Annotated in this window: 23 protein-coding genes; 16 read left to right on the forward strand and 7 right to left on the reverse strand. The window is 72.7% G+C overall.

Going from position 1 to position 25,334, the window contains the following annotated elements:
- The first annotated feature begins 16 nt into the window (after positions 1-16).
- The 6 genes from K7G59_RS14275 to K7G59_RS14300 all read left to right on the forward strand — a co-directional run bounded on the left by K7G59_RS14275 (position 17) and on the right by K7G59_RS14300 (position 7,404).
- Complete coding sequence (locus K7G59_RS14275; RefSeq protein ID WP_225834080.1) at positions 17-1,924, forward strand: biotin carboxylase N-terminal domain-containing protein; 1,908 nt, start codon at positions 17-19, stop codon at positions 1,922-1,924.
- Positions 1,925-1,931: 7 nt separating this feature from the next.
- Entirely contained in the window at positions 1,932-3,092 is a 1,161-nt protein-coding gene (locus K7G59_RS14280) for an acyl-CoA dehydrogenase family protein (RefSeq protein ID WP_225834081.1), read from the forward strand.
- Between the two features lie 103 nt (positions 3,093-3,195).
- On the forward strand, positions 3,196-4,761 hold the full coding sequence (locus tag K7G59_RS14285) for a 4-coumarate--CoA ligase family protein (RefSeq protein ID WP_225834082.1): 1,566 nt from the start codon (positions 3,196-3,198) through the stop codon (positions 4,759-4,761).
- Positions 4,758-5,495 (forward strand): enoyl-CoA hydratase family protein, encoded by a 738-nt coding sequence (locus K7G59_RS14290; RefSeq protein WP_225834083.1) that lies wholly within the window; start codon positions 4,758-4,760, stop codon positions 5,493-5,495. The genes K7G59_RS14285 and K7G59_RS14290 overlap by 4 nt, the downstream gene beginning before the upstream one ends.
- A gap of 22 nt (positions 5,496-5,517) precedes the next feature.
- Positions 5,518-6,123 (forward strand): TetR/AcrR family transcriptional regulator, encoded by a 606-nt coding sequence (locus tag K7G59_RS14295; RefSeq protein WP_225834084.1) that lies wholly within the window; start codon positions 5,518-5,520, stop codon positions 6,121-6,123.
- Positions 6,124-6,372: 249 nt separating this feature from the next.
- Positions 6,373-7,404, forward strand: coding sequence for an isopenicillin N synthase family oxygenase (locus K7G59_RS14300; protein ID WP_225834085.1), 1,032 nt, complete (start codon positions 6,373-6,375; stop codon positions 7,402-7,404).
- Between the two features lie 22 nt (positions 7,405-7,426).
- On the opposite strand, the gene pdxH is transcribed toward K7G59_RS14300, so the two are convergent.
- Positions 7,427-8,113: a pyridoxamine 5'-phosphate oxidase gene (gene pdxH / locus K7G59_RS14305; protein ID WP_225834086.1), complete on the reverse strand. Its 687-nt coding sequence runs from the start codon at positions 8,111-8,113 to the stop codon at positions 7,427-7,429.
- A gap of 160 nt (positions 8,114-8,273) precedes the next feature.
- On the opposite strand from pdxH, the gene K7G59_RS14310 reads away from it, so the two are divergent.
- Positions 8,274-9,374: a citrate synthase 2 gene (locus K7G59_RS14310; RefSeq protein WP_225834088.1), complete on the forward strand. Its 1,101-nt coding sequence runs from the start codon at positions 8,274-8,276 to the stop codon at positions 9,372-9,374.
- A gap of 448 nt (positions 9,375-9,822) precedes the next feature.
- Positions 9,823-10,578 carry an SIS domain-containing protein gene (locus tag K7G59_RS14315; RefSeq protein WP_225834091.1) on the forward strand — a complete coding sequence of 252 codons (756 nt, stop codon included), beginning with the start codon at positions 9,823-9,825 and terminating at the stop codon, positions 10,576-10,578.
- A gap of 3 nt (positions 10,579-10,581) precedes the next feature.
- Here the strand turns inward: K7G59_RS14315 and K7G59_RS14320 are convergent, their stop codons facing one another.
- Both K7G59_RS14320 and K7G59_RS14325 read right to left on the reverse strand, forming a co-directional pair.
- The gene (locus K7G59_RS14320; RefSeq protein WP_225834093.1) at positions 10,582-12,003 is read right to left on the reverse strand and encodes a PAS domain-containing protein; all 1,422 of its coding nucleotides are present in this window, start codon (positions 12,001-12,003) and stop codon (positions 10,582-10,584) included.
- A gap of 143 nt (positions 12,004-12,146) precedes the next feature.
- Positions 12,147-12,608, reverse strand: coding sequence for a GNAT family N-acetyltransferase (locus tag K7G59_RS14325; RefSeq protein ID WP_225834095.1), 462 nt, complete (start codon positions 12,606-12,608; stop codon positions 12,147-12,149).
- A 219-nt stretch (positions 12,609-12,827) separates the two neighbouring features.
- Between K7G59_RS14325 and K7G59_RS14330 the strand changes: the two genes are divergently transcribed.
- Together K7G59_RS14330 and K7G59_RS14335 are read left to right on the forward strand one after the other, a co-directional pair.
- Positions 12,828-13,520, forward strand: coding sequence for a metal-dependent transcriptional regulator (locus tag K7G59_RS14330; RefSeq protein WP_225834097.1), 693 nt, complete (start codon positions 12,828-12,830; stop codon positions 13,518-13,520).
- Positions 13,521-13,809: 289 nt separating this feature from the next.
- Complete coding sequence (locus K7G59_RS14335) at positions 13,810-14,715, forward strand: alpha/beta fold hydrolase (protein WP_225834099.1); 906 nt, start codon at positions 13,810-13,812, stop codon at positions 14,713-14,715.
- Positions 14,716-14,718: 3 nt separating this feature from the next.
- Here K7G59_RS14335 and K7G59_RS14340 read toward each other — a convergent pair whose 3' ends face one another.
- On the reverse strand, positions 14,719-15,384 hold the full coding sequence (locus tag K7G59_RS14340; protein ID WP_225834101.1) for a bifunctional DNA primase/polymerase: 666 nt from the start codon (positions 15,382-15,384) through the stop codon (positions 14,719-14,721).
- Positions 15,385-15,713: 329 nt separating this feature from the next.
- Here K7G59_RS14340 and K7G59_RS14345 point away from each other — a divergent pair, with 329 nt between their 5' ends.
- Together K7G59_RS14345 and K7G59_RS14350 are read left to right on the forward strand one after the other, a co-directional pair.
- A complete protein-coding gene (locus tag K7G59_RS14345; RefSeq protein WP_225834103.1) occupies positions 15,714-17,096 on the forward strand; it encodes a transcriptional regulator in 1,383 nt (460 codons plus the stop codon).
- A 231-nt stretch (positions 17,097-17,327) separates the two neighbouring features.
- On the forward strand, positions 17,328-18,959 hold the full coding sequence (locus K7G59_RS14350) for a hypothetical protein (RefSeq protein ID WP_225834105.1): 1,632 nt from the start codon (positions 17,328-17,330) through the stop codon (positions 18,957-18,959).
- 21 nt (positions 18,960-18,980) lie between these two features.
- On the opposite strand, the gene K7G59_RS14355 is transcribed toward K7G59_RS14350, so the two are convergent.
- Positions 18,981-20,303, reverse strand: coding sequence for an ABC transporter substrate-binding protein (locus tag K7G59_RS14355; protein ID WP_225834107.1), 1,323 nt, complete (start codon positions 20,301-20,303; stop codon positions 18,981-18,983).
- A gap of 117 nt (positions 20,304-20,420) precedes the next feature.
- Between K7G59_RS14355 and K7G59_RS14360 the strand changes: the two genes are divergently transcribed.
- Both K7G59_RS14360 and purU read left to right on the forward strand, forming a co-directional pair.
- Positions 20,421-20,921 carry a hypothetical protein gene (locus K7G59_RS14360; RefSeq protein ID WP_225834108.1) on the forward strand — a complete coding sequence of 167 codons (501 nt, stop codon included), beginning with the start codon at positions 20,421-20,423 and terminating at the stop codon, positions 20,919-20,921.
- 46 nt (positions 20,922-20,967) lie between these two features.
- Positions 20,968-21,849, forward strand: coding sequence for a formyltetrahydrofolate deformylase (gene purU / locus K7G59_RS14365; RefSeq protein WP_225834109.1), 882 nt, complete (start codon positions 20,968-20,970; stop codon positions 21,847-21,849).
- 93 nt (positions 21,850-21,942) lie between these two features.
- Here the strand turns inward: purU and K7G59_RS14370 are convergent, their stop codons facing one another.
- Together K7G59_RS14370 and K7G59_RS14375 are read right to left on the reverse strand one after the other, a co-directional pair.
- Positions 21,943-23,322, reverse strand: a complete 1,380-nt coding sequence (locus K7G59_RS14370) for a zf-HC2 domain-containing protein (RefSeq protein WP_225834110.1) — start codon at positions 23,320-23,322, stop codon at positions 21,943-21,945.
- Positions 23,319-23,909, reverse strand: a complete 591-nt coding sequence (locus K7G59_RS14375) for a sigma-70 family RNA polymerase sigma factor (protein ID WP_225834111.1) — start codon at positions 23,907-23,909, stop codon at positions 23,319-23,321. The genes K7G59_RS14370 and K7G59_RS14375 overlap by 4 nt, the downstream gene beginning before the upstream one ends.
- A 347-nt stretch (positions 23,910-24,256) precedes the next feature.
- On the opposite strand from K7G59_RS14375, the gene K7G59_RS14380 reads away from it, so the two are divergent.
- Together K7G59_RS14380 and K7G59_RS14385 are read left to right on the forward strand one after the other, a co-directional pair.
- Positions 24,257-24,649, forward strand: coding sequence for an STAS domain-containing protein (locus tag K7G59_RS14380; protein WP_225834112.1), 393 nt, complete (start codon positions 24,257-24,259; stop codon positions 24,647-24,649).
- Between the two features lie 165 nt (positions 24,650-24,814).
- Positions 24,815-25,327 (forward strand): EF-hand domain-containing protein, encoded by a 513-nt coding sequence (locus tag K7G59_RS14385; RefSeq protein ID WP_225834113.1) that lies wholly within the window; start codon positions 24,815-24,817, stop codon positions 25,325-25,327.
- The last annotated feature ends 7 nt before the right edge of the window (positions 25,328-25,334 follow it).

Below are 25,334 nucleotides of genomic sequence, written 5' to 3' on the forward strand. Positions count from 1 at the left end.
GGATGTGAGGGACCACGTGATTTCGACTCTGCTGGTGGCCAACCGGGGCGAGATCGCCTGCCGGATCTTCCGCACCTGCGCCGAGCTGGGCATCCGGACGGTCGCCGTGCACTCGGACGCCGACGGCCACGCGCTCCACGCCCGCGTGGCCGACATGGCCGTACGGCTGCCGGGGGCGGCGCCCGCCGAGACCTATCTGCGCGGCGACCTGATCGTGAAGGCTGCCCTGGCCGCCGGCGCGGACGCCGTGCACCCCGGCTACGGCTTCCTGTCCGAGAACCCCGACTTCGCCCGTGCCGTCCGCGACGCCGGCCTGGTCTGGATCGGGCCGCCGCCGGAGGCGATCGAGGCGATGGCGTCCAAGACGCGCGCCAAGCATCTGATGGGCCTCACGCCCCTGGATGCGGCCGACGTCACCGAGGCCGACCTGCCGGTCCTGGTGAAGGCGGCGGCGGGCGGCGGCGGGCGCGGCATGCGCATCGTGCGCCGCCTGGACGAGCTGCACGCCGCCCTGGAGGCCGCGCGCGCCGAGGCCGTGAGCGCCTTCGGCAACGGCGAGGTCTTCGTGGAGCCGTACATCGAGCACGGCCGCCACGTCGAGGTGCAGATCCTCGCCGACGCCCACGGCACGGTGTGGCCGCTCGGCACCCGCGACTGCTCCCTCCAGCGCCGCCACCAGAAGGTGATCGAGGAGGCCCCGGCGCCCGGGCTGTCCGATGCGCTCACGGTGGAGCTGCACGCGCTGGCCGTACGCGCCGCCCGCGCCGTCGACTACGTCGGCGCGGGCACGGTCGAGTTCCTGGTCGCAGCAGGCCGCGCCCACTTCCTGGAGATGAACACCCGGCTCCAGGTCGAACACCCCGTCACCGAGGCCGTGTTCGGCATCGACCTGGTCGCCGAACAGATCCGCGTCGCCGAGGGCCGGCCCCTGGACACCGCCCCGCCGAGCGCGCGCGGGCACGCCGTCGAGGCCCGCCTGTACGCCGAGGACCCGGCCCGCGACTGGGCCCCGCAGACCGGCACCCTGCACCGCCTCGCCGTACCCGATGGAGTCCGCCTCGACACGGGGTACACCGACGGTGACACCATCGGCGTCCACTACGACCCGATGCTCGCCAAGGTCGTCGCCCACGCCCCCACCCGCGCGGAGGCGATCCGCAAGCTCGCCGGAGCCCTGGAACGGGCGGCGGTGCACGGGCCGGTCACCAACCGCGACCTGCTCGTACGCTCCCTGCGCCATCCGGAGTTCGCCGCCGGCCGCATGGACACCGGCTTCTACGACCGCCACCTCACCGAACTGACCGAGCCCGCCCCCGACCCGTACGCCCACCCGTCTGCCACCACCGCCCTCAACGGAGTCGCTGCGCGACCACCTCTGGTCGCGCTGGCCGCCGCGCTGGCCGACGCGCACGGCCGCTCCCGGTTCGGCGGCTGGCGCAACGTGCCCTCGCAGCCGCAGGTCAAGCGGTACGAGATGGCCGGAGTGGAACACGAGGTCCACTACCGGCACACCCGGCAGGGACCGGCGGCCGACGGGGTCCGCGTCGTCCACGCCGACGCGCGTCTGGTCATCCTCGAAGCGGACGGCGTACAGCGCCGGTTCGAGGTGGCGCGGTACGGCGACCGGGTGTACGTGGGCGCGACCGCCCTCACCGCGCTGCCCCGCTTCCCCGACCCCGCCGCCCAGCTCGCCCCCGGCTCCCTGCTCGCCCCGATGCCCGGCACGGTCGTCCGCATCGCCGAGGGCCTGACGGAGGGAGCCGCCGTGCAGGCAGGTCAGCCGCTGATCTGGCTGGAGGCGATGAAGATGCAACACCGGATCTCGGCACCGGCCACGGGCACACTGACGTCCCTGCGGGTCGAGCCGGGACAACAGGTGGAGCCAGGAACGCTGCTCGCCGTAGTGCAGGAAACCCCGTCCTAGGAGTCCCATGACCCCCGTCATCGAATCCGAAGAGCACAAGGCCCTCCGCGCCGCCGTCGCCGCCCTCGGCAAGCGCTACGGACGCGACTACATCACCCGCACCGTCGCGGAAGGCCGCCACCCCGCCGAACTGTGGTCCGAGGCCGGCAAGCTCGGCTACCTCGGCGTCAACCTCCCCGAGGAGTACGGCGGCGGTGGCGGTGGCATCACCGAACTGTCCATCGTGCTGGAGGAGCTGGGCGCCGCGGGTTCCCCGCTGCTCATGCTGGTCGTGTCGCCCGCCATCTGCGGCACGGTCATCTCCCGCTTCGGCACCGAGGAACAGAAGCGGGCCTGGCTGCCCGGCCTCGCCGACGGCACCCGGCTCATGGCCTTCGGCATCACCGAACCCGACGCCGGCTCCAACTCCCACCGCATCACCACCACGGCACGCAAGGACGGCACCGACTGGCTGCTCACCGGCCGGAAGGTCTTCATCTCCGGGGTCGACATGGCCGACGCCGTGCTGATCGTCGGCCGCACCGAGGACGCCCGCACCGGACGTCTCAAGCCCTGCCTGTTCATCGTCCCGACGGACGCCGAGGGCTTCGAGAAGCGGCCCATCGACATGGAGATCAACGCCGCCGAGAAGCAGTTCGAGCTGGTCCTGGACGATGTACGGCTGCCCGCGGAGGCGCTCGTCGGCGACGAGGACGCGGGCCTGCTGCAACTGTTCGCCGGACTCAACCCCGAGCGGATCATGACGGCCGCGTTCGCGATCGGCATGGGCCGCTACGCGGTCGCCAAGGCCGTCGAGTACGCCCGCGACCGCAGCGTCTGGAAGACCCCGATCGGCGCCCACCAGGCCATCGCCCACCCCCTCGCCCAGGCGCACATCGACCTCGAACTGGCCCGCCTGATGATGCAGAAGGCCGCCCACCTCTACGACGCCGGGGACGACATCGGCGCGGGCGAGGCCGCCAACATGGCCAAGTACGCGGCCGGGGAAGCCTGTGTGAAGGCGGTCGACCAGGCCGTGCACACCCTCGGCGGCAACGGCCTGACGCGCGAGTTCGGGCTCGCCTCGCTGATAACTGGCGCGCGCGTGGCTCGTATCGCCCCGGTGAGCCGCGAGATGATTCTCAACTACGTGTCCCACCAGACCCTGGGCCTGCCCAAGTCGTACTAGGGCGCGTTTCGAAAGTAGCGTGGCGGGCCAGACGGGACTCTCGAAACACGCCCTGGGCCGCCGCACAGTCGCCCGCAGCCGCCAGCCGCCGCTTGGAGGAACCATGTTCCGCAGCGCGTACGCAGACGTCCCGCCCGTAGAACTCCCCATCCACGAAGCCGTCCTGGGCCATGCCGCCGATTTCGGTGACCAGCCGGCCCTCGTCGACGGCACGGACGGCACCACCCTCACGTACGAGCAAGTGGACCGGTTCCACCGGCGGCTGGCCGCCGCGTTCGCCGACGCGGGCGTCCGCAAGGGCGACGTCCTCGCCCTGCACAGTCCCAACACCATCGCCTTCCCGACCGCCTTCTACGCCGCCACCCGCGCCGGTGCCTGTGTCACCACCGTGCACCCGCTCGCCACACCCGAGGAGTTCGCGAAGCAGCTCCGCGACAGCGCCGCCCGCTGGATCGTCACCGTCTCCCCGCTGCTGCAGACCGCCCGCCGGGCCGCCGAACTCGCCGGCGGAGTAGGGGAGATCTTCGTCTGCGACAGCGCACCCGGACACCGGTCGCTGATCGACATGCTCGCCACGACCGCGCCCGAACCCGAGATCGCCTTCGACCCGGCCGAGGACATCGCCGCACTGCCGTACTCCTCCGGCACCACCGGCACCCCCAAGGGCGTGATGCTCACCCACCGGCAGATCGCCACCAACCTCGCGCAGCTGGAGCCCGCGATCCCGGCCGGCCCGGGCGACCGTGTGCTGGCCGTGCTGCCGCTCTTCCACATCTACGGCCTGACCTCGCTGATGAACGCCCCGCTGCGCAAGGGCGCGACGGTCGTCGTCCTGCCCCGCTTCGACCTGGAGACCTTCCTCGCGGCCATCGAGAACCACCGCATCACCAGCCTCTACGTCGCCCCGCCGATCGTGCTCGCCCTGGCCAAGCACCCGGCGGTCGCCCGCTACGACCTCTCCTGCGTCGAACACGTCATCAGCGCCGCCGCCCCCCTGGACGCGGAGCTCGCCACCGCCTGCGCCGCCCGCCTCGGCCTGCCCCCCATCGGCCAGGGCTACGGCATGACCGAACTCTCCCCCGCCACCCACGTCGTCCCCCTGGACGCCCTGCACCAGGCGCCCCCCGGAACGGTCGGCAAGCTCGTCGCCGGCACCGAGATGCGGATCGTCTCCCTGGACGACCCCGGCAAGGACCTCGGCCCCGAGGAGGCCGGGGAGATCCTCATCCGCGGTCCGCAGGTGATGAAGGGCTACCTGGGCCGCCCCGACGCCACCGCCGCCATGATCGACACCGAGGGCTGGCTGCACACCGGGGACGTCGGCCGGGTCGACGAGGACGGCTGGCTGTTCGTCGTCGACCGGGTGAAGGAACTGATCAAGTACAAGGGCTTCCAGGTGGCCCCCGCCGAACTCGAGGCCCTGCTCCTCACCCACCCCGACATAGCCGATGCCGCCGTGATCGGCACCTACAACGACGACGGCAACGAGATCCCGCACGCCTTCGTCGTCCCCCGGCCCGCCACCGACCTGAGCGAGAACGAGATCATGCTGTACGTCGCCGAACGCGTCGCCCCCTACAAACGCATCCGCAAGGTCACCTTCGTCGCGGACGTGCCCCGCGCCGCCTCCGGGAAGATCCTGCGCCGACAGCTCCGGGAGCGCGCATGACCGCACTGATCGGGCGCACGCGCGCGCGTGCCGTCGAGACCCTCAGCCTGGACGCCACCGACACCCGCAACGCCCTGTCGGCGGCCCTCGTCGGTGAACTCGCCAGGGGCCTCGCCGAGTGCGGCAAGGACCCGGACATCCGTGCCGTCGTCCTCACCCACACCGGCAACACCTTCTGCGCGGGCGCCGACCTGCGCGACCCGCCCGACCCGGACGCGCTCGTCGGACTGCTCCGGCAGATCCTCGACCTGCGCAAACCCGTGATCGCCCGGGTCACCGGGCACGTCCGCGCGGGCGGACTCGGCCTGCTGGCCGCCTGCGACATCAGCGCCGCCGGGCCCGCCGCCACCTTCGCCTTCACCGAGGTCCGCATCGGTGTCGCCCCCGCGGTGATCTCCCTGCCGGTGATCCCGCGCGCCGACCCGCGCGCCCTGGCCCGCTACTACCTCACCGGCGAACGCTTCGACGCGCGCGAGGCCGTACGCGTCGGGCTGCTCACCGTCACCGCCGACGACGTCGACGAGGCCCTCGCCCCCGTCCTCGACGGCCTGCGCCGCTCCTCGCCGCAAGGCCTGGCCGAGACGAAACAGCTGCTCACGACTAGGGTGCTGGAGACATTCGACCGGGACGCGGCGGACCTGACCGCGCTCTCGGCCCGGCTGTTCACCTCCGCCCAGGCCCGGGAGGGGATGACGGCCTTCCTCCAGAGACGGGATGCGGCATGGGTGGTGTGAGCAGATGGGCGGTGCGAGCGGCATGGCCGGCGTGAGTACGGCCGAACGCGACCGCGTGCCCAAGCAGGACCGCAGCCGGGCCACCCGGCAGCGGCTCCTGGAAGCCGCCGTGGCCTGCCTCGCCGAGCACGGCTGGGCCGGCTCCACCGTCGCCGTCGTCGCCGAACGGGCGGGCGTCTCCCGGGGCGCCGCCCAGCACCACTTCCCGACCCGGGAGGACCTGTTCACGGCCGCCGTCGAGTACGTCGCCGAGGAACGCTCCACCGCCCTGCGCGCCCTGTTCCCGGAGGGCGCCGCCGACCGCCCGGCCGTCGTCCGCGCCCTGGTCGACCTCTACACCGGCCCCCTCTTCCGCGCCGCCCTGCACCTGTGGGTCGCCGCCTCCGACGAGGAGCAGCTGCGGCTGCGGGTGACCGAGCTGGAGGCCCGCGTCGGCCGAGAGACCCACCGCATCGCCGTCGAACTCCTCGGCGCCGACGAAACCCGCCCCGGCGTCCGCGAGACCGTGCAGGGCTTGCTGGACATGGCCCGGGGCCTGGGCCTCGCCAACCTCCTCACCGACGACACCGCCCGCCGCGAACGGGTCGTGGCCCAGTGGGCGTCCCTGATGGAGGACGCCCTCGGCTGAGGGAGGGCCGTGTCACGTACGGTGCGGGACAGCCGACGTGGCAGTTGAAGGAGCAACCATCCGGGCGCGTTACCCTTGGCGCATGCTTCCGATGCTCGTTCGCCGCCGCCACGTGGACTACGTGCGCGTCACGAGCATGGGCTGTCGGCGTTCCGCCTGACCCAGCCCCCACTTCCTTTTCCGGCACCCGGGGGACGGCCACACCCCTCGGCGGCCCCCTGTGCCCCGTACACCCAGCGGACGCACCACATGACGACCCACACTGCGACGAGCCCGTCGTACGACCAGCTCCCGATCATCGACCTGTCGGCCGCCGACCGCGGACCCCAGGCCCGCGCCCTGCTCCACACGCAGCTGCACAGCGCCGCACACGACGTCGGCTTCTTCCAGCTCGTCGGCCACGGGGTGACCCGGGCGGAGACGGACGCACTCCTCACCGCCATGCGCGCCTTCTTCGCCCTGCCCGAGGCCGACCGGCTCGCCCTGGACAACATCAACTCGCCCCACTTCCGCGGCTACACCCGCACCGGCGACGAACGCACCGCCGGCGCCCGCGACTGGCGCGACCAGCTCGACATAGGCGCTGAGCGCCCCGCCCGTGCCCCCGCCCCGGGTGAGCCGCCGTACTGGTGGCTGCAGGGTCCCAACCAGTGGCCGGCCGCTCTCCCCGAGCTGCGCACCGCGGCCCTGGCCTGGATCGACAGGCTGAGCACGGTCGCCGAGCGCCTCCTGCACGAACTGCTGACCGCGATCGGCGCGCCCGCCGACTTCTACGACCCGGTCTTCGGCGCACACGCCCACCCGCACCTCAAGCTCGTGCGCTACCCCGGCAGCGCGGGTGACGGCACCGACCAGGGCGTCGGCGCGCACAAGGACTACGGCTTCCTCACCCTGCTCCTGCAGGACACCGTCGGGGGCCTCCAGGTCCAGCGCGAGGACGGCCGCTTCCACGACGTCCCGCCCATCGAGGGTGCCTTCGTCGTCAACCTGGGCGAACTGCTGGAGGTGGCGACCAACGGCTACCTGCTGGCCACCAACCACCGCGTGGTCAGCCCGCCCGGTGCCACCGAGCGCTTCTCGGTGCCGTTCTTCTACAACCCGCGCCTGGACGCGAAGGTCGAACCGCTGCCCTTCCCGCACGCCTCGACGGCCCCGGGCATCACGAGCGACCCGGCGAACCCGCTGTTCGCCGAGTACGGCTACAACGAGCTGAAGGGCAAGCTGAGGGCCCACCCGCTGGTGGCCGAACGGCACCACGCGAATCTGCTGACGCCGGCCTGACGGGCCCGCTCACCGGCGGGTCTCAGGGGCTGAGCCGCTCCACGGTCCAGCCGCCGTCCGGCTGGGCCGTGTACCGCAGACGGTCGTGCAGGCGGTTCTCCCGGCCCTGCCAGAACTCGACCGTCTCCGGAGCGATCCGGAAGCCGCCCCAGTGCGGCGGCAACGGGACCGACTCGCCCTCCGGGTAGCGCGCTCCCAGCTCGGCATAGGCGTCGTCCAGCTCGGTGCGGGAGGCGATCACGGACGACTGGGCGCTGGCCCAGGCGCCGATCTGGGAGCCGTGCGGACGGCTGCGGAAGTACTCGGCGGTCTCCTCCCGGCCGGTGCGGCGGGCGACACCGGTGACGATGACCTGGCGGGCGATCGGATGCCAGGGGAAGAGCAGCGAGGCGTGCGGGTTGACGGCCAGCTCGCGCGCCTTGCGGGAGTCGTAGTTGGTGTAGAAGACGAAGCCGTCCGTGTCGAACTGCTTCATCAGGACCGTGCGGGAGCTGGGCCGTCCCCGGTCGTCCGCCGTCGAGACGACCATCGCGTTGGGCTCGTACAGCGTGCCGTGGACGGCGGCCCGCGCGGCGTCCTCGAACCAGCGCGTGAACTGGTCCATCGGATGCGCCGCGAGGTCCGTCTTTTCGAGTCCCGCGGCCTGGTACTGCTTGCGCATGGCGGCGGGGTCGAGGGCCGGGTCGAGGAAGCGGTCGCGGTCGGTCACGCGGTCATCTTGCCGTATCGACGCATGGCACTCAGTGCCGCATGGTCTCCCCAATCATGGCACCCGGGGTTATCGTGCTGGTCCGCACGCGGTTGGGTGACCACTGGCCGATCGGGGCATCACCGGGGTGACCGCCGCCGACACTGACGAGGAGCCGCTGATGTCCGACTTCGTACCCGGACTCGAAGGAGTCGTCGCGTTCGAGACGGAGATCGCCGAACCGGACAAGGAGGGCGGCGCCCTGCGCTACCGGGGCGTCGACATCGAGGACCTGGTCGGCCACGTCTCCTTCGGGAACGTGTGGGGGCTGCTGGTCGACGGCGCCTTCAACCCCGGCCTGCCGCCCGCCGAGCCCTTCCCGATCCCCGTCCACTCCGGTGACATCCGGGTGGACGTGCAGTCGGCGCTCGCCATGCTCGCGCCGGTGTGGGGCCTGCGGCCCCTTCTGGACATCGATGTGGAGCAGGCCCGCGACGACCTCGCCCGCGCCGCCGTCATGGCCCTGTCCTACGTCGCCCAGTCCGCACGCGGCCAGGGCCTGCCGATGGTGCCGCAGCGCGAGATCGACAAGGCCGGCTCGGTCGTGGAGCGGTTCATGATCCGCTGGCGGGGTGAGCCGGACCCCAAGCACATCGCGGCCGTCGACGCCTACTGGACGTCCGCCGCCGAGCACGGCATGAACGCCTCCACCTTCACGGCGCGGGTGATCGCGTCGACGGGGGCGGACGTGGCCGCGGCCCTGTCGGGAGCGGTGGGCGCGATGTCCGGCCCCCTGCACGGCGGAGCACCTTCCCGCGTCCTCGGCATGATCGAGGAGATCGAGCGCACGGGCGACGCCGAGGGGTACGTCAAGAGGGCCCTGGACCGCGGCGAGCGCCTGATGGGCTTCGGCCACCGCGTCTACCGTGCGGAGGATCCCCGCGCCCGCGTCCTGCGCCGCACCGCGCGGGAGCTCGGAGCGCCGAGGTTCGAGATCGCCGAGGCGTTGGAGAGGGCCGCCCTGGAGGAGCTGCACAACCGCCGCCCCGACCGCGTCCTGGCCACGAACGTGGAGTTCTGGGCCGCCATCATGCTGGACTTCGCCGAGGTCCCGGCCCACATGTTCACGTCGATGTTCACCTGCGCCAGGACGGCCGGCTGGTCGGCACACATCCTGGAGCAGAAGCGGACGGGCCGACTCGTACGGCCGTCCGCCCGGTATGTGGGCCCGGGGCCCCGCAGGCCGCAGGAGATCGAGGGGTATGCGGACATCGCCCGCTGATCTGCTGATCGCCTGCTGACCGCCCACCGAAACAGGTCCGGTGAACGCAGACGACCCGCGGGCCTGGTCCTCGAAGGAGGAGCCGGTCGGACGTACCGGCAGCCCGCGGGTCGGGTGACTGCGTTGGATTAGGCCGGCTGCATGTGTCTCGCACACGCTGGTCCGGCACCGCACTCGGTGTGGTGGCAGGCCGTCAGCCCGCAGCCACCTCGCGCGTCCGGGTTTCACTCATGTACCCGATCACCTCCTCTCTCACGTGAGAGACACACTAAGAAGCGTCCGGGCACGGCTCAACTGTTTTTTTGAAGATGCGGCGCAGGCGAAGGACGTTCATCCGGTCGGCCGGGGTCCGCGCGCCCCCCGCACACTGCCGTGACGGTCGTATTGACACCGCATTGGTCCAGACCGCAGGGTGATCCGCGACACAGACGCTGCGAAGGGGCACCGCATGAGCGACGGCACGCCTGCCGACCTGTTCTTCGACGCCGCCATCGGCCTGCTGCAACGGGTCCGCGAGGAGGAGGCCGAGGCGATCGCCGCGGCCGGCGGCCTCCTCGCCGACACCGTGGCGGCCGGTGGCCGCCTGTTCGCCTTCGGCGCCGGGCACTCCTCCCTGGCCGCCCAGGACGTCGTCTACCGCGCGGGCGGACTCGCCCTGATGAACCTGCTCGCCGTCCCCGGAGTCGTCGGCGTCGACGTCACCCCGGCGACCCTCGGCTCCGCCCTCGAGCGCGTCGACGGGCTCGCGAGCGCCGTCCTCGACACCTCCCCGCTCCGTGCCGGCGACGCCCTGGTGATCATCTCCCTGTCCGGGCGCAATGCCCTGCCCGTGGAGATGGCGGTGCACGCCCGCGCTCTCGGTGTGCGGGTCATCGGCGTGACATCGGTGGCCTACGCCGCGCAGACGAGTTCCCGGCACGCCTCGGGCACCTTCCTGAAGGACCACTGCGACGTCGTCCTCGACTCGAAGATCGCGGTCGGCGACGCGGAACTCACCCTCGACACCATCCCGGCCCCCTTCGCCCCCGCCTCCACGGTCGTCACCACCGCCCTGATGCAGGCCGTCCTGGCCACCACGGCCGCCGTCCTCGCCGACCGCGGCATCGAGCCCCCGCTGCTGCGCTCCGGCAACGTGGACGGCGGCCACGAGTGGAACGGCCGTGTCATGGAGGAGTACGCGGACCGGATCTTCTACCGGAACTGATCCCTACGGTTTCACCGTCTGCGCCAGGTCCAGGGCCGTGGCGATGCGGGCCGCCACGTCCTCCGCATAGGCCGCGTCCGCGCGCTCGAAGCGGCTGCGGGCCGCGCCGCGCAGGAAGGTGACCACGCCCACCGTCCGGCCCCGGCTGCGCAGCACCGCGCACAGGGCGTGTACCGCGTCCGCGGGCCACTGGCGGGCCAGCGCCCACTCCCGGGCCTGCTCGGGCGGCACCGAACCGGCGTCGGCCCGCACGGTTCCGGCCCGCTCGACGCAGCTCAGCGCCGGGTGCCCCGGCTCGTACCGCAGCGGCAGCCCGGCCGCGCCCGTGAACCGGCTGGGGCCCGGCGCCCCGGCGGGCGTGGCAGCGAGCCGTACCAGCCGTACCGGAGCCGTCTCGTCGACGTCCGCGCGCGGGGCGCCCGCCACGCGGTCGAGCAGGGCGTGGTCGGCGAAGCCGGCGAGGGCGAAGTCCAGGTGGACGGTGGCCGCCTCGGCCGGGTCCTCGCACTCGGCGGCGGCGCGCGCCGCGCGGTGCAGCTGGTTGGTGCGGAAGCGCAGTACGTCAGCCTCCTGCTCGCCCTGCTTGGCCTCGGTGACGTCCTGGAAGAGCCAGCCGACCCCGAGCGGCACCGGTTCCTCGGCGAGCGGCGAGGCCAGCCGCAGGAATCCGCTGCGCCAGCAGCGCCGCTTCTCGCCCTCGGGCGCGCGCACGGTCACCCACATCTCGGCGGGCGCGGGCGGGGCGCCCTCGGCCAGCACATGGGTGAGGGCGCTCTCCAGCTCCTCCACGCCCTGGGCGAGCAGTTCGCCGAGCGGCCGGCCCAGCGCCGAGGTGCGGCCGGTGCCGAGCGCGCGGGCCGCGTGCGCGTTCACCACGGCGGGCCGCAGGTCGGCGTCGACGAGCACGACACCCCAGGACGCGTCGTCCAGCAGGGCCTCGCTCAGGGCGATGGAGCGCTCCAGGTCGATCTGCGCGTGCACCTCGCTGAAGGCGCAGTACACGCCCGCGGGGCTGCCGTCGGGCCCGCGCACCGCGGCGGACTGGGTCCGCACCAGCACCCGGCCGCCGTCCTTGGTGACCAGGGCGAACTCGTGCACCTGGCGGCCCGGGGCGTGCATGACGGACATCAGCCGCGCCTCGACCTCCTCGGCGTCGGCACTGCGCACCGCCCAGCCGGCGAACCCGGTCCTGCCCACCGCCTCCGCGGCGCTCCACCCCAGAATGCGTTCGGCCTCGCGGTTCCAGTGGGTGACGACCCCTTCGGCGTCGAAGGCGCACAAGGCCGCGTCCATGCCGTCCAGCAGTGCGGCGAGCAGGTCGGAGCCGCCGGACTCGTCCGGACCGTGCGGGTCGCCGGGGCCGCGTGGCTCGGGCTCGTCCGGCCCCAGCTCATCGGTGGTCCCACTCCGCCGGGAAGCACTCACCTGGACCCCCTGGAGGCTGCGTCGGCGCGCCTGCGGCGCTCGATTCGCTCACTGGCCTTCACAGGCCTTCACTGGTCATCATTCAACTGGAACGTGACGCAGCACACATCCTGTTCCGCCAATATTCAAGGAAACCGAAGGAATCATCCGGCGCTGTCCGTGGCCTTTCCCCAGCGCAGATCCACCCATTCGTCACACTCGCCGTCCAGCACGTACCGGTCGGTCTCCACGAACCCGTTCCGCACGGCGAACCTCAGTCCGTCCTCGTTCACCGCCAGTACACACGTCTCGATCTCCCCGGCGCCGAGCGCCCGCGCGTGGGCGAGCCCGTCCGCGTACAGGGCGGTGCCGAAGCCGCGCCGCCGGTACGCGGGCAGCACCCGCGCGATGACGGTCGCCACGGCCTGCTCCCCGGCCGGCGGGCGGACGGTGGAGCAGCCGACGAGCACGTCACCGAGGTAGGCGTTGGCCAGCCGGTAGCGCTGCTGCCGCTCGCGGGCCTCGGCGAGGGACATGGCGGCGGGCGGGACGATCGCGTTGTGCACGTGCCGCCACTGTTCGAGCGCCGGGTCACCGGCGACGGGGACGATCCGCAGGTCGGTCATGCGACGGCAACGTACGGGCGACGGGGGCACCCCGTCCACCGCATTCGGCGCCGGGTGCCGGGGCCCGCCCCGCTGCGTCGCCCTACGGCGAGCAAGGGGCGGCGCAGCTGCGCGGGTTTGTGCGGCGGCGCCCGCTTGTCAGTGGGATCCGGCAGAATTGGGGCCAGGGCCAGCGCACGCGCCGGGCGACCTTCCGGCAGAGGTAATCGAGGGGCACGTATGTCCGGACTGATCGACACCACGGAGATGTATCTCCGCACCATCCTCGAGCTCGAAGAGGAAGGCGTTGTCCCCATGCGCGCCCGCATCGCGGAGCGGCTCGACCAGAGCGGGCCGACGGTGAGTCAGACCGTGGCGCGCATGGAGCGTGACGGACTGGTGGCCGTGGCGAGCGACCGGCACCTGGAGCTGACCGAGGAGGGCCGCCGGCTGGCCACCCGCGTGATGCGCAAGCACCGGCTCGCGGAGTGCCTGCTGGTCGACGTGATCGGCCTGGAGTGGGAGCAGGTGCACGCGGAGGCCTGCCGCTGGGAGCACGTGATGAGCGAGGCGGTGGAGCGGCGTGTGCTGGAGCTGCTGCGTCACCCGACCGAGTCGCCGTACGGCAACCCGATCCCGGGCCTGGAGGAGCTGGGCGAGAAGGACGGCGCCGACCCCTTCCTGGGCGAGAACATGGTGTCGCTGGCCGAGCTCGACGCGGGCAGCGAGGGCAAGAACGTGGTCGTCCGACGCATCGGCGAGCCCATCCAGACGGACGCGCAGCTGATGTACACGCTGCGGCGGGCGGGTGTGCAGCCCGGCTCGGTGGTGAGCGTGACGGAGTCGCCGGGCGGGGTGCTGGTGGGCAGCGGCGGCGAGGCGGCCGAGCTGCAGCCGGAGATCGCCTCTCACGTGTTCGTGGCCAAGCGCTGACACGAGAGGGCCCCGGCGCCGTGCGGCGCCGGGGCCTGTCCTCCCCTGTCCGACCCGGAGCCCCGAGCTCTCAGGGTCATTCCCCTCGGACCGTTTTTCCCCGAGCGGTCCGCCTCCCGCCAGAAGAGATCCCCTCGACGGCGGCGATCATTCCTCGGGGAGTGTCACTCGAATGAGGGGTGTTGTCCGCAGAGACAGCTTTATCGAATGGCCATTCGATAATCTGCGGCGCAGTGGCAGTGCGACAGCGACAGCGGTACGAGGCAGGCGGAGCTGGGGGGTGCCAGGCATGGCACGGCGGATCGATGTGACGGGAACCGGCGGGGTGCGGCTGGCGGCCTGGGAGTTCGCCGACCCTCCCAAGACGGACCCCGGGGACCTCCCGGATCCGGCGGCCCTGCGGGATCCGGCGGATCCGGATCCTGGAATCGCCGGGGTGCTTTTACTCCATGGCCTGATGGGCCGCGCCTCCCACTGGGCGTCCACGGCCCGCTGGCTCGCCGAGCGCCGCCGCGCCGTCGCCCTCGACCAGCGCGGGCACGGCCAGAGCGACAAGCCCCCGCGGGCCGCCTACACCCGGGAGGCGTACGTGGAGGACGCCGAGGCCGCCCTCGAACAGCTCGGCCTCGCCCCTGCCGTCCTCGTCGGCCACGCGATGGGTGCGCTGACCGCCTGGCAGCTGGCCGCCAAGCGCCCGGACCTGGTGCGCGGCCTGGTCATCTGCGACATGCGCGCATCCGCGCTCGGCGCCGCCTCGCAGCGCGAGTGGGACGACTGGTTCCGCTCCTGGCCCGTTCCCTTCGCCACCCTCGCCGAGGTCCGCAAGTGGTTCGGCGAGGACGACCCCCGCCTGGAGCGCCCCAGCCCCGCCCGCGGCGCCTTCTACGCCGAGGTCATGCACGAGACCGCCGACGGCTGGCGCCCCGTCTTCGAACCCGACCAGATGCTCCGCTCCCGCGAGACGTGGGTGTACGACGCCCACTGGGAGGAGCTGGCGCAGGTGCGGTGCCCCGCGCTCGTCGTCCGCGGCCTCGACGGCGAACTGGGCCGGGCCGAGGCGCAGGAGATGGTCCGTGTCCTGCCCCGCGGCGAGTACGCCGAGATCGCCGACGCCGGCCACCTGGTCCACTACGACCGCCCGGAAGCCCTGCGGGCAGCCGTCGAGCCTTTTCTGGACCGGATCCTGCTGGGCTGACGGCTACCGGTCCCGTCCGCACGCGTAGGCGAGCGGCGAGACCAGTTCCTCCGCGTCCGGCAGCCACCGGTTCGCCGGGGTGGGCCGGCAGGCCCACTGCACGGCACCGCGCGAGCCGAAACGGGTCGGAGGGGCGGCCACGTACCCGCCCTCTCCCAGCGGCACCAGGTCCAGCGAAGCCGGCGACCAGCCCAGCTTCCGGACCAGCTCGGGAACCTTCGCCGCGGCCCCCGGCAGCACGAAGAAGTGCATGCGCCGGTCCGGAGTGAGCGTCACCGGGCCGAGGGTCAGCTCCATCCGCTCCATCCGGGCCAGCGCCAGGAACCCGGCGCTCTCCGGGACGGACAGCGTGTCAAAGGTCCGCCCCGTCGGCAGCAGGATCGACGCGGCCGGCTGCCGCTGCCACATCCGGCGCGCGACGGTCGCACTGCCGGTCGCCTGCGTCGCCCAGTCGGGGCGCCCGGGGTGCGCGCCCGGCGCGGGGCAGGCCGCGTCACCGCACGAGCAGCGCTGCATCCCGTCGACGGCTTCCAGCCAGGCACCCGGGAACACGTCCCAGTGCCGCTCCTCGGCGTAGCGTACGGCGGTCTCCAGCAGCGATTCCCCGCGTTGCTGGGGAATGCGACCGGCAATCTGAGTGTCTTCGGCGCCCGCGATCGTCTCTTCCACGCCCCTCTCAACTTCCGCACCCACCTCGGGTTACGGCCCTGGTGCCGGGCCGTCAACCTCCTGCCCCACGGGTCCCGGGCCTCCCGCGCGCGGGGAAGGAGCACCGATCCGGCAGCCGGGGCGCATGGGTGCATGGGCGGGGCGCGCGAGAGGAAGGGGGGAGTGGGCTGGGTAGCCACGAGGGGGGTGGCATCAGCCTTTACCCCGGCAAACCGCACATGTCACGCATTGACGGTATGTCAGCTGGGCAGTGATCGTCCGACCGGATCTTCCCGACCGGATCGACCCGGCCGGATCTTCACGCTCCAGGGGTTCGCAGGGGGTAACACATGGCCGCAAGGCCTCTCGTCGCGAGGCAGCCGAACGAACGGCTGCAGGCACTCATCCAGGAAGCGGGGTGCTCGAACGCCGGGCTGGCCCGGCGGGTCAACATGTGCGGCGCCGAGCACGGTCTCGACCTGCGCTACGACAAGACGTCCGTGGCCCGCTGGCTGCGCGGGCAGCAGCCGCGGGGCCGGGCCCCGGCGATCATCGCGGAGGCGCTCGGGCGCAAGCTCGGCCGTACGGTCACGATCGACGAGATCGGCATGGCCAACGGCAAGAACCTCGCCTCGGGGGTCGGTCTCCAGTTCTCGCCGACGGTACTGGGGGCCATCGAGCAGGTCTGCGAGCTGTGGCGCAGCGACGTGGGCCGGCGGGACTTCCTGACCGGCTCCTCCGTCGCCGCCTCCGCGCTGGTCGAACCCAGCCGCGACTGGCTGATCTCGGCACCGGACGCACAGGTCGCCCGGCAGGCGGGGCCGCGCGTGGGCCAGTCCGACGTGGCGGCCGTACGGTCCATGACCCAGGCGCTCGTCGATCTCGACCACCGGTTCGGCAGCGGCCATGTGCGGCCGGTGGTGGTGCATTACCTCAACAGTGTCGTCTCCGGGCTGCTCGCGGGCTCGTACCGGGAGGCCGTCGGCCGTGAACTCTTCGCTGCCGTGGCGCGGTTGACGGAACTGGCCGGATACATGGCGGTTGACACCGGGCAACCCGGGCTCGCCCAGCGGTACTACATCCAGTCGCTGCGCCTCGCGCAGGCCGCCGACGACCGCGGCTACGGCGGCTATGTGCTGGCCGCCTCCATGAGCCATCTGGCCGCGCAGCTCGGAAACCCGCGTGAGATCTCCCAGTTGGCGCGGGCGGCGCAGGAGGGGGCGCGGGGGCGGGTGACTCCGCGCGCGGAGGCGATGTTCCATGCCGCCGAGGCACGCGGACACGCCCTGCTCGGTGACGTACGCGCCGCGCAGGCCGCCTCCGGGCGGGCGATCACGGCGATGGAGGCGGCGGACGCGGCCTCGGGCGACGACCCGGTGTGGATCGCGCACTTCGACGAGGCCTATCTCGCGGACGAGTTGGCGCACTGCCACCGTGACCTGGGGCAGGCCGATGCGGCGGCCCGGTACGCCGAGCAGTCGCTGGCCGGACACCCCGAGACCCGGGCCCGGCGCCGCGCTATCGGCTACGTGCTGCTCGCCACGGCCCAGGTGCAGCAGCGGGAGATCGAACAGGCCTGTCACACGGGCCTGAAAGCGGTGGGACTGCTGGAGACGCTCCGCTCCGACCGGGGTGCGGAGTACCTGGAAGACCTCCAGCAGCGGCTGGACCCGTTCCGGGACGAAGCGGTGGTGAGGGAGTTCGGAGCCCGTCTCGACCTCCAGGCCGCCTGAACACCGGCCGCATCGGCGCCACCGGGCCGCAAGGCGCGGTGAACAAGCGGGAAACGGCACCCGACATGCGGTACGGGTGCCGTTCGGACGCCGGAAACAGCGTGCGACGGGCCGGTTTTGTTACCGCTGTCACAAGGAGGAAGATCGCGCCACCGACTGCGTGGCACCCGACTCCGGGGACCCGGTAGCGTGAGCCGACGATTCCGAAGTCCCCCCTACGTAGGAGTCCCGGTGACGCAGAGTGGACAGGGCGAGGAGCCCTCGGCGCAGCGCGCGCACGAAGGCATCGTGCTGCCCTCGGACGGAGGCGAGCCCGTGCTGCCGGGCATGAACGGCGGCGCACCCGCATCCCCGGCGCCGGCCGGCGGGCAGGCCTGGGACGGCTCCTGGGGCCCCGGCGGGCAGACACCCGGGCCCGGCCGGAACCAGCCCGCGCCGCAGGGCCACCACTGGGGCGCGGACCAGCAGCCCCCGTCCGCCACCGGCCCCGGCCCGCTGCCCCCGGAGGGCGCACCGGCTCCGTCGTACGGCGGCCAGGCGTACGGCGCTCCGTCGTACGGCGCGGGCGGCCCGGGGCAGGCATACGCCTCCCACGGCCACGATCCCGCGTACGGCTTCGGTCAGCAGCCCGCGTACGGCACTCCGGACCCGTACCAGCACCACCAGCAGCAGTACGACGCGTCCCCGCCCGCCGCCGCGCCCCTGCCGCCCGCCCTGCCGGACGGCTACCCGGCGCAGAACGCCCCGCAGCCCTCGGCGGCCGACGGTGCCACCCAGTACATCCCGCCGGTCCCGGCCGCGCCGGCGGACGGTGCCACCCAGTACATCCCGCCGGTCCCGGCGGCGCCGGCCGACGGTGCCACCCAGTACATCCCGCCGGTCCCGGCGACGCCGGGCGCGCTGCCGCCCGAGTCCGGCGCGGACGAGACGCGGTACCTGGGGCTGACGCCCAAGCAGCCGGCGCCCGCCTCCGACGCGGACGCCACCCAGCTCATCCCGCCGTACTCCGGGCCGGCCCAGGGCGGCCCGGCACAGGGCGCGGACCGGCAGCCGCCCGCCGAGTTCGACAACCTCTTCCGCAGCGGGCCCCCCGCCGACGGCCCGGCCGGCGCCACGCAGCAACTGCCGCGCATCCAGCGGCCGGACGCCTACCCCGGCCCGGTCCAGCCGCCGCACACCCCGCCCCAGTCGTCCCACAGCTCGCGGTACGACGACGAGGACCACGACCGGCGCGGCGGCGGGCGGTCGCGCGTGCCGCTGATCGCCGCCGTCGGCATCGGCCTCGCGGTGCTCGGCGTCGGCGCCGGCGCGCTGCTCAGCGGCGGTGGCGGCGGGGACAAGGGCGACGGGGCCGGGAACCCCGCCGCGTCGGTCCCTGCCCAGGACTCCGCCTCGCCCAGCGCCGACCCGGCCCGGCAGCAGGCGGTCGCCCTGGACGAGCTGCTCTCCGACAGCGGCAGCAGCCGCGCCTCGGTGATCAAGGCGGTGTCCGACGTCAGGCAGTGCGACAACCTCGATGACGCCGCCTCCAGCCTGCGAGAGGCGGCCAAGCAGCGCAATCAGCTGGTCACCCGGCTGGGCAAGCTGTCCGTCGACAAGCTGCCCTCCAGCGCGGAGCTGACCACCGCCCTCACCAAGGCCTGGCAGGCCTCCGCGTCGGCCGACAGCCACTACGCGCAATGGGCCGACCAGACCGGCGGACACCGCGGCTGCCGCCACGGCCACGCCCGCATCACCAGCCAGACCCAGGCAGGCAACCGGCAGAGCGGCGTCGCCAGCGAGCAGAAGGTGAAGGCGGCGGCGCTGTGGAACACGATCGCCAAGAAGTACGGCCTGACGCAGCGCCAGCCGACCCAGCTGTGACGCCGGGCCGGGGCGCGGGCGTCAGCTCAGGTCGGCGTTCTCCAGCGTCCGCGTCACGTCCATGTTGCCGTCGCGCCCGCCGATGCCGTTGCGGGCCGCGACCAGCCTGCCGCCCTGGACGACCTGGAGGTTGACAGCGGCGTTGACGAGCCGCGGGAAGCCGACCGAGGCGAGCTTGCTCTCGTAGGGCCAGCTCAGGGTCGGGGTGAGGCCGCCGGTGGTGATCTTGAGGCCGTCGTCGAGGATGTGCCGCACGCTGTCGGCGGTCACCTCGCCGCTGCCGATCTTTTCCACGGCGGCCTTCAGCACGGTGTAGGCGATCCAGGTGGTCTGCACCCCGGCGTCGGCGGGGTCGATGTCGTTGTCGCCGAAGGCCTCTTCGTTGATGACCTTCTTCATCGGGTCCCAGCGGGGGTCCGAGGCCACCGGGTACCAGCTGGTGATGTACGCCCCCTCGTACGGCCCGGACGCCCCGCCCGTCGCGTTGATCACCGTCTGGTCGACGCTGCCGATCGTGGTCGCCGTGCGTACCGTCGGGAAGCCCTCGCGGGCCCGGCGGAAGGAGTCCATGAAGGTGTCGGTGCGGTCCCCGAGCGCGGGCACCGCGCAGCCGCGGCGTGCCGCGTCCCGGGACGCGTACCGGAGGGCCTGCTGAGCCTGGTCGCCGTACTCGGTGGCGTCCTCGGCGGCCAGCTGGTCGTTGGCCGCCGGGTGCCCGCCCGCCTTCAGCCCGGAGTCGAGCAGGGGAGGCAGCTCGTCGCCCGCGATGCTGTCGGGGCGGATCAGGGCGACCGGGCCGCAAGGGGCCGCGAGGGCCCTGCCGAGACCGGCCAGGAGGACGGGCTGGCCGCCGTTGACCGGGTACGACATGGAGCCGGTGAACTCGTCCTTGGTGACGCCGTAACCGCCGATGTAGGGGATGCCGGCGCTCTCCAGCGGGGCGAGGTAGGAGTCGCCGAACTGGCTGTAGGAGCCGACGACCGCGACCACGTCCTCGGCCGCCGCCCAGCGGGCGCACTTCGCGGCGCCCACGCTGTCGTTGTGGTCGTTGCAGGTCAGCACGCGGAGCTTGCGGCCGTTGATGCCGCCGTGCGAGTTGATCCACTTCGCGTAGGCGCGGGCCATCGCGGGCATGCCGGGCTTGTTGGTGGCGTCGGTGTCCTGGGGCGCCCAGGTCATCACCTTGATCGGACCGTCCCCGGAGCCCCCCGTGGCTCCAGGGATGGCCCCGCATCCGGCGGCGAACGACGCACACAGGGCCGCCGCGCCCACGGACAGAAGGGTTGCGCGGACGGATCGGGAGAAGTGAGGGAAGAAGGTGCTGCGGGTGTGCCTGCCGGTCATGTACACGCACGATTCCCGCACACCGCTAACCGGGAAGTGATCTCTGGCCAACGGAAGGTGACCCCAGGGTGAATTGCGGGGGCCGGTGAGGCCGGTGGGGCGGAGAACGTACGATCGATGACCGTGCAAGGTTCGGAGAACACTTCCCGTCGCGGCCGTCGCTCATCCACCATGGGCGGTATGCCACTGAACGACATGCCGTGGTGGCGCTGGCGCAGCAACGTGCGTTCCGCGCTGCACATGCTCTCCGACCCGGTGTTCCAGCGGGACGTCTGGCTGGCCGGTGCCGACGGCTTCGGCGACGTCACGGACGCGGTGTACCGGTTGGTGGAGGACACCTGGCTGGACAACTGGTCGGCGGAGAAATACGTCGGCACGATCTTCCGGGACTCCCAGGAGGCGGCGCTCGTGGACACCGCAGTGCTGCGCGTGCTGCGGATCATGCACCAGGTCGGCCCGGACGCGCCGGTCGCCGCCTACCTCGACCACCACGGGTGGCCGGAGGCGGTGCGGGCGGCGCGGGACGCCCATGTGCGCATGGCGACGAGCGACGGGGACGACCCGGACGCGCCGCCGCAGAGCCTCGAGGTGCTGCGGATACTCACGCGGTCCGCGTAGCGGACGGCGCCCCTCGGGCTGGTCCGGACATGAGACGCTGTGGTGCATGAACGAGCAGCCCGCCCCCGCCGCCGCGCCGGCCGACCAGTACGTCCTCACCCTCTCCTGCCCGGACAAGAAGGGCATCGTGCACGCGGTGTCCAGCTACCTGTTCATGACCGGCTGCAACATCGAGGACAGCCAGCAGTTCGGCGACCACGACACGGGTCTGTTCTTCATGCGCGTCCACTTCTCGGCGGAGTCGCCGGTGACGGTGGACAAGCTGCGGGCGAGCTTCGCCGCGATCGGTGACTCCTTCCACATGGACTGGCAGATCAACCGGGCCGACGAGAAGATGCGCATCGTCGTGATGGTCAGCAAGTTCGGCCACTGCCTGAACGACCTGCTCTTCCGCGCCCGTACCGGCGCTCTGCCGGTGGAGATCGCGGCCGTGGTGTCGAACCACACCGACTTCGCCGAGCTGGTGGGCTCGTACAACATCCCCTTCCACCACATCCCGGTGACGAAGGAGACCAAGGCCGAGGCCGAGGCCCGGCTCCTGGAGCTCGTGCGCGAGGAGAAGGTGGAACTGGTCGTCCTCGCCCGTTACATGCAGGTCCTCTCGGACGACCTGTGCAAGGAGCTGAGCGGCCGGATCATCAACATCCACCACTCCTTCCTGCCGAGCTTCAAGGGCGCCAAGCCGTACCACCAGGCGCACGCGAGGGGCGTGAAGCTGATCGGCGCGACGGCGCACTATGTGACGGCCGACCTGGACGAGGGCCCGATCATCGAGCAGGAGGTCGAGCGCGTGGGCCATGACGCCACTCCCGACCAACTGGTCGCCGTCGGCCGCGACGTGGAGTGCCAGGCGCTGGCACGTGCGGTGAAGTGGCATGCGGAGCGGAGGATCCTGCTGAACGGCCGCCGGACGGTGGTGTTCGCCTGACACCGCGGCTGCGGGCGGCCGTGCCTCCCGGGGCTTCAGCGAGCGAACCCCGCCCCCGGCCCGGCTGCGGCACCGGAAGCACCGCCGCGCGCCTCACCTCCGGCTCAGCGCCGCCGCGGCGGCCAGCACCTCCCTGATCGCCTCCCGGTCGCCGTCCTGCCCCGCCGCGGCCTCCTGCGGCGACACGTGTCCTGCGGCCAGCCGGCAGAACTCGGCACCGTCCAGGGCGACATGGGCCACCTCGAACTCCGCGGAGGCCACTGCGGCGGGCGAGTCCAGCGGGATCAGCCACTCGCCGCCCGCCGCGCCCTCGATCTCCAGGCGCAGGCTGCGCCCCGGCGTGCCCGCCGCCACCAGATGCGGGCTCCGGCCGGGCGCGGACAGCCCCGCCCGGCGCCGCTCGGCCAGCGTGCCCGGCAGCATACGGACCGCCAGGTCGATCATCTTCCTCAGATGGCGCGGCGCGGGCGGCTCGTACGGGTAGTCCACCGCTTCCGCGATGTCCTCCGCGTGCGCCCAGCACTCGAAGGCGCGGTCCAGCATCGCGTCGTGCAGCGGCAGCGCGAAGTCGCCGTACGGCACCTCGAGCCCGTCGGCGCTGCCGCCCGTGAACGACACGGTCCGCACGAGGGCGTGGCTCTGCTCCCGCCAGGGCTCCCGCACCGACCGGGTCTGCGGGAAGCGGGTGGCCCGCCAGAACGCCTCCGTGCGTGCGGCCGGCCCCCGCGCGGCGTCCTCGGCGCCCTGTCCGGCCCCGGCGGCCCCTGGTCCCTCGGCCGGCGGGGCCGTCAGGCCGAGCGCCGCCGCGACGAGCCCGTCCACCGCCAGCAGGTGCGCGATCACCCCGGCCACAGTGGTACGGCGGCTCTTCGCCGCGTCCGCCTCGAACCACCGCAGCTGCACCGGCGCTTGCCACTCGGCGTCCCCGAAGTCCTGCAGCAGCGCGTCGAGCCGCGCGGTCTCGGCGTCGTACGGCGCCGCCCACGCGGGCACCGGGATGCGCGGCGGCCGGCGGTCCAGGCAGCTCTCCAGAACGCGGTGGCGCAGCCGCGGGTCCAGGTCGAGGCTCTCCGGCTGGTGCAGCAGGCCGACCGCCTCGCGCAGCCGCCGTGCCTCGTCCGCGCACGCTCCGCAGGTGCCGAGGTGCTCCTCGACGGCCGCGGTCTCGGCGGCCGAGCAGGCGGCCAGGGCCCAGGCACCGAGGAGCGACTTCAGGACGTCGTGCGGCAGGTCGATCGGCACGGGTGTGGGCTGTCCCAGGCCGGCGAGGCCGGGCAGCGACAGTCCGCTGTCCTCGACGGAGGCGCGGGGCACCCGGACGCGCGGCGACCGGTCCGGTTCGCGACCCCCGTCGCCTCCGGGCACGGCACCGCCGCCACGCCCGTCCTGCCCCCGCCTCGTCCGCTCCTCGTTCCTGTTCCCGTGCCCGTCGTCGCAGCCGTCGTGTGCCCCGAAGCGTCCCGCCCCGCTCACACCGCACCCCCGTACCCCGGAGGTGCCCCCATGTCATGGGCGGTGGACAGCAGTTGCAGACCGAGGCGGAGCCGGCGGCGGGCCTCGTCCTCGGTGACGCCGAGGTCGGCGGCGGTCTGGCGGTAGTCGCGGCGCTGGAAGTAGGCCAGCTCCAGGGCGGCGCGCAGCGGGGCGGGCATGGAGTGGACGATGTAGTCGGCGCGGGCGGCGACCGAGGCGTGGCGCACCTTGTCCTCCACCACCCGCGCGGCGCTCTGCCGCTCGTCGGTGGCGCCGCTGCCCCGGGACAGCGCGGCGGTCTCGCTGTCGCGCAGCCGCTGCACGGCCAGCCGGTGGGTCAGGCCCGCGACCCAGGAGCGCAGCGGGCCCTGCTGGGGGTTGTAGGTCTCGGGGTGTTCCCAGACGTGGGCGAAGACCTCGCGGGTGATGCTGTCGGCGCCCTGCTCGTCGCCGAGGACGCGGTGGGCGAGGCTGTGCACGAGGGAGGCGAACCGGTCGTACAGCTCGCCCAGGGCGGCGGCTTCACCGCGGGCGAGCCGCTGCTGCATCTTGCGGTCCCAGCGGGGTGGTACGTCCTTCTCGGCCATGCGGTTCCTCCCCTCGCCCGTGTCCGGCCAGTCCAGCGTGTCGGTGCCGTGATCTCGAATGTAGTCGGCACGTCTGACAACGCACGCCCCTTTATGCCAATACGCGCCCCCCGAAGGGCCGCACGTGATAGTGCCCCCTTCACACGTCCTTCACGGGGTGGGTGCCCAAGTCTGACCGAAGACTGATCGAACTGGACCGATAGTGACCTGAACAAGTCCCTAGTCGATCACCGTCGGTTTGTCGCCCGACGTTTCGGGGAACGGCCGCTGGGCAGCCGCGCGGAAAGAAACGTAGGAACTGCTTCCGTTTTCCGGGCGGTTCCGGAACATCCGGCGAGCGGAGGGGCATGGCTGTGGCATTCAAGGTGACCGGCACGGAACACGGTGACTGGGCCGTGCTCCGGGTGTCGGGCGAGCTGGACCTGATCACATCGCCGGTGCTGCGCCAGCGGGTGCACGACGCGGTCGCCGAGGGCCATCACCGCCTCGTGGTGGACCTCTCCGACGTCTTCTTCTGCGACTCCAGCGGCGTCGGTGTCCTCGTCGCCGCCCGCAGACTGATCCGGTCCTGCCAGGGGCGGCTGCGGCTGATCCTGCCGGACCGGGGCGCGAACGACGGCTCGCACGTCAACCGGGTACTCGGCGCGCTCGGTGTCCGCCGCCTGTTCGACGTCCGCGCCGACGTGGAGTCCGCGACGGCGGACGGACCGACGGCCGAAGCGGGCCCGCTCTCGGCCTGACCGCCCGCCCCCGGCTGCCGCGCCGAGGTCCACGGCATGCCACACAGTTGTCGCAGTATTCCCCCGGTCTTGGCACAACGGCGGTGTTCCCGCCATCTGCCGGCCCGCCGCGTCGTACGCTCCGTGCCAGATCAACCCACGCACACTAAGGCGGCCCGAACAGACATGGTCAGTACCGAGTACGAGCGCAGGATCGCCGCCCGATTCGACACCCTGGACCAGGACGGCAACGGCTGGATCGCCCGCGAGGACTTCAGCGCGGCGGCCCAGGTACTGCTCGCCGAGTTCGCCGTGACCGCCCGGTCCGACAAGGGGCAGGCGCTCTACGCCGGTGCGGAGGCGTTCTGGCAGGGCATGGCGGGCATCGCGGACCGGGACGGCGACCAGCGCATCACCCGCGAGGAGTTCGTCACCGGCGCGGTCAAGCGTCTGCGTGACAATCCCGACCGCTTCGCCGAGATCGCCCGCCCCTTCCTGCACGCGGCCCTCGCGGTGGCGCGCCCCGACGCCGACGGCCACACCACGGTCGCCGACGCCGTGCGTGTCCTGCGCGTCCTGCACGTCCCGGAACACACCGCCCACGCGGTCGCCACGGCGCTCGACACCGACGGTGACGGCAGAATCGGCGAAACGGAGATCGTCCCGGCGTTCGCGCGCTACTTCACGGTCCCGCAGTAGCGCCTCT

Source organism: Streptomyces sp. NK08204, assembly GCF_020400585.1.
Classification (GTDB): domain Bacteria; phylum Actinomycetota; class Actinomycetes; order Streptomycetales; family Streptomycetaceae; genus Streptomyces.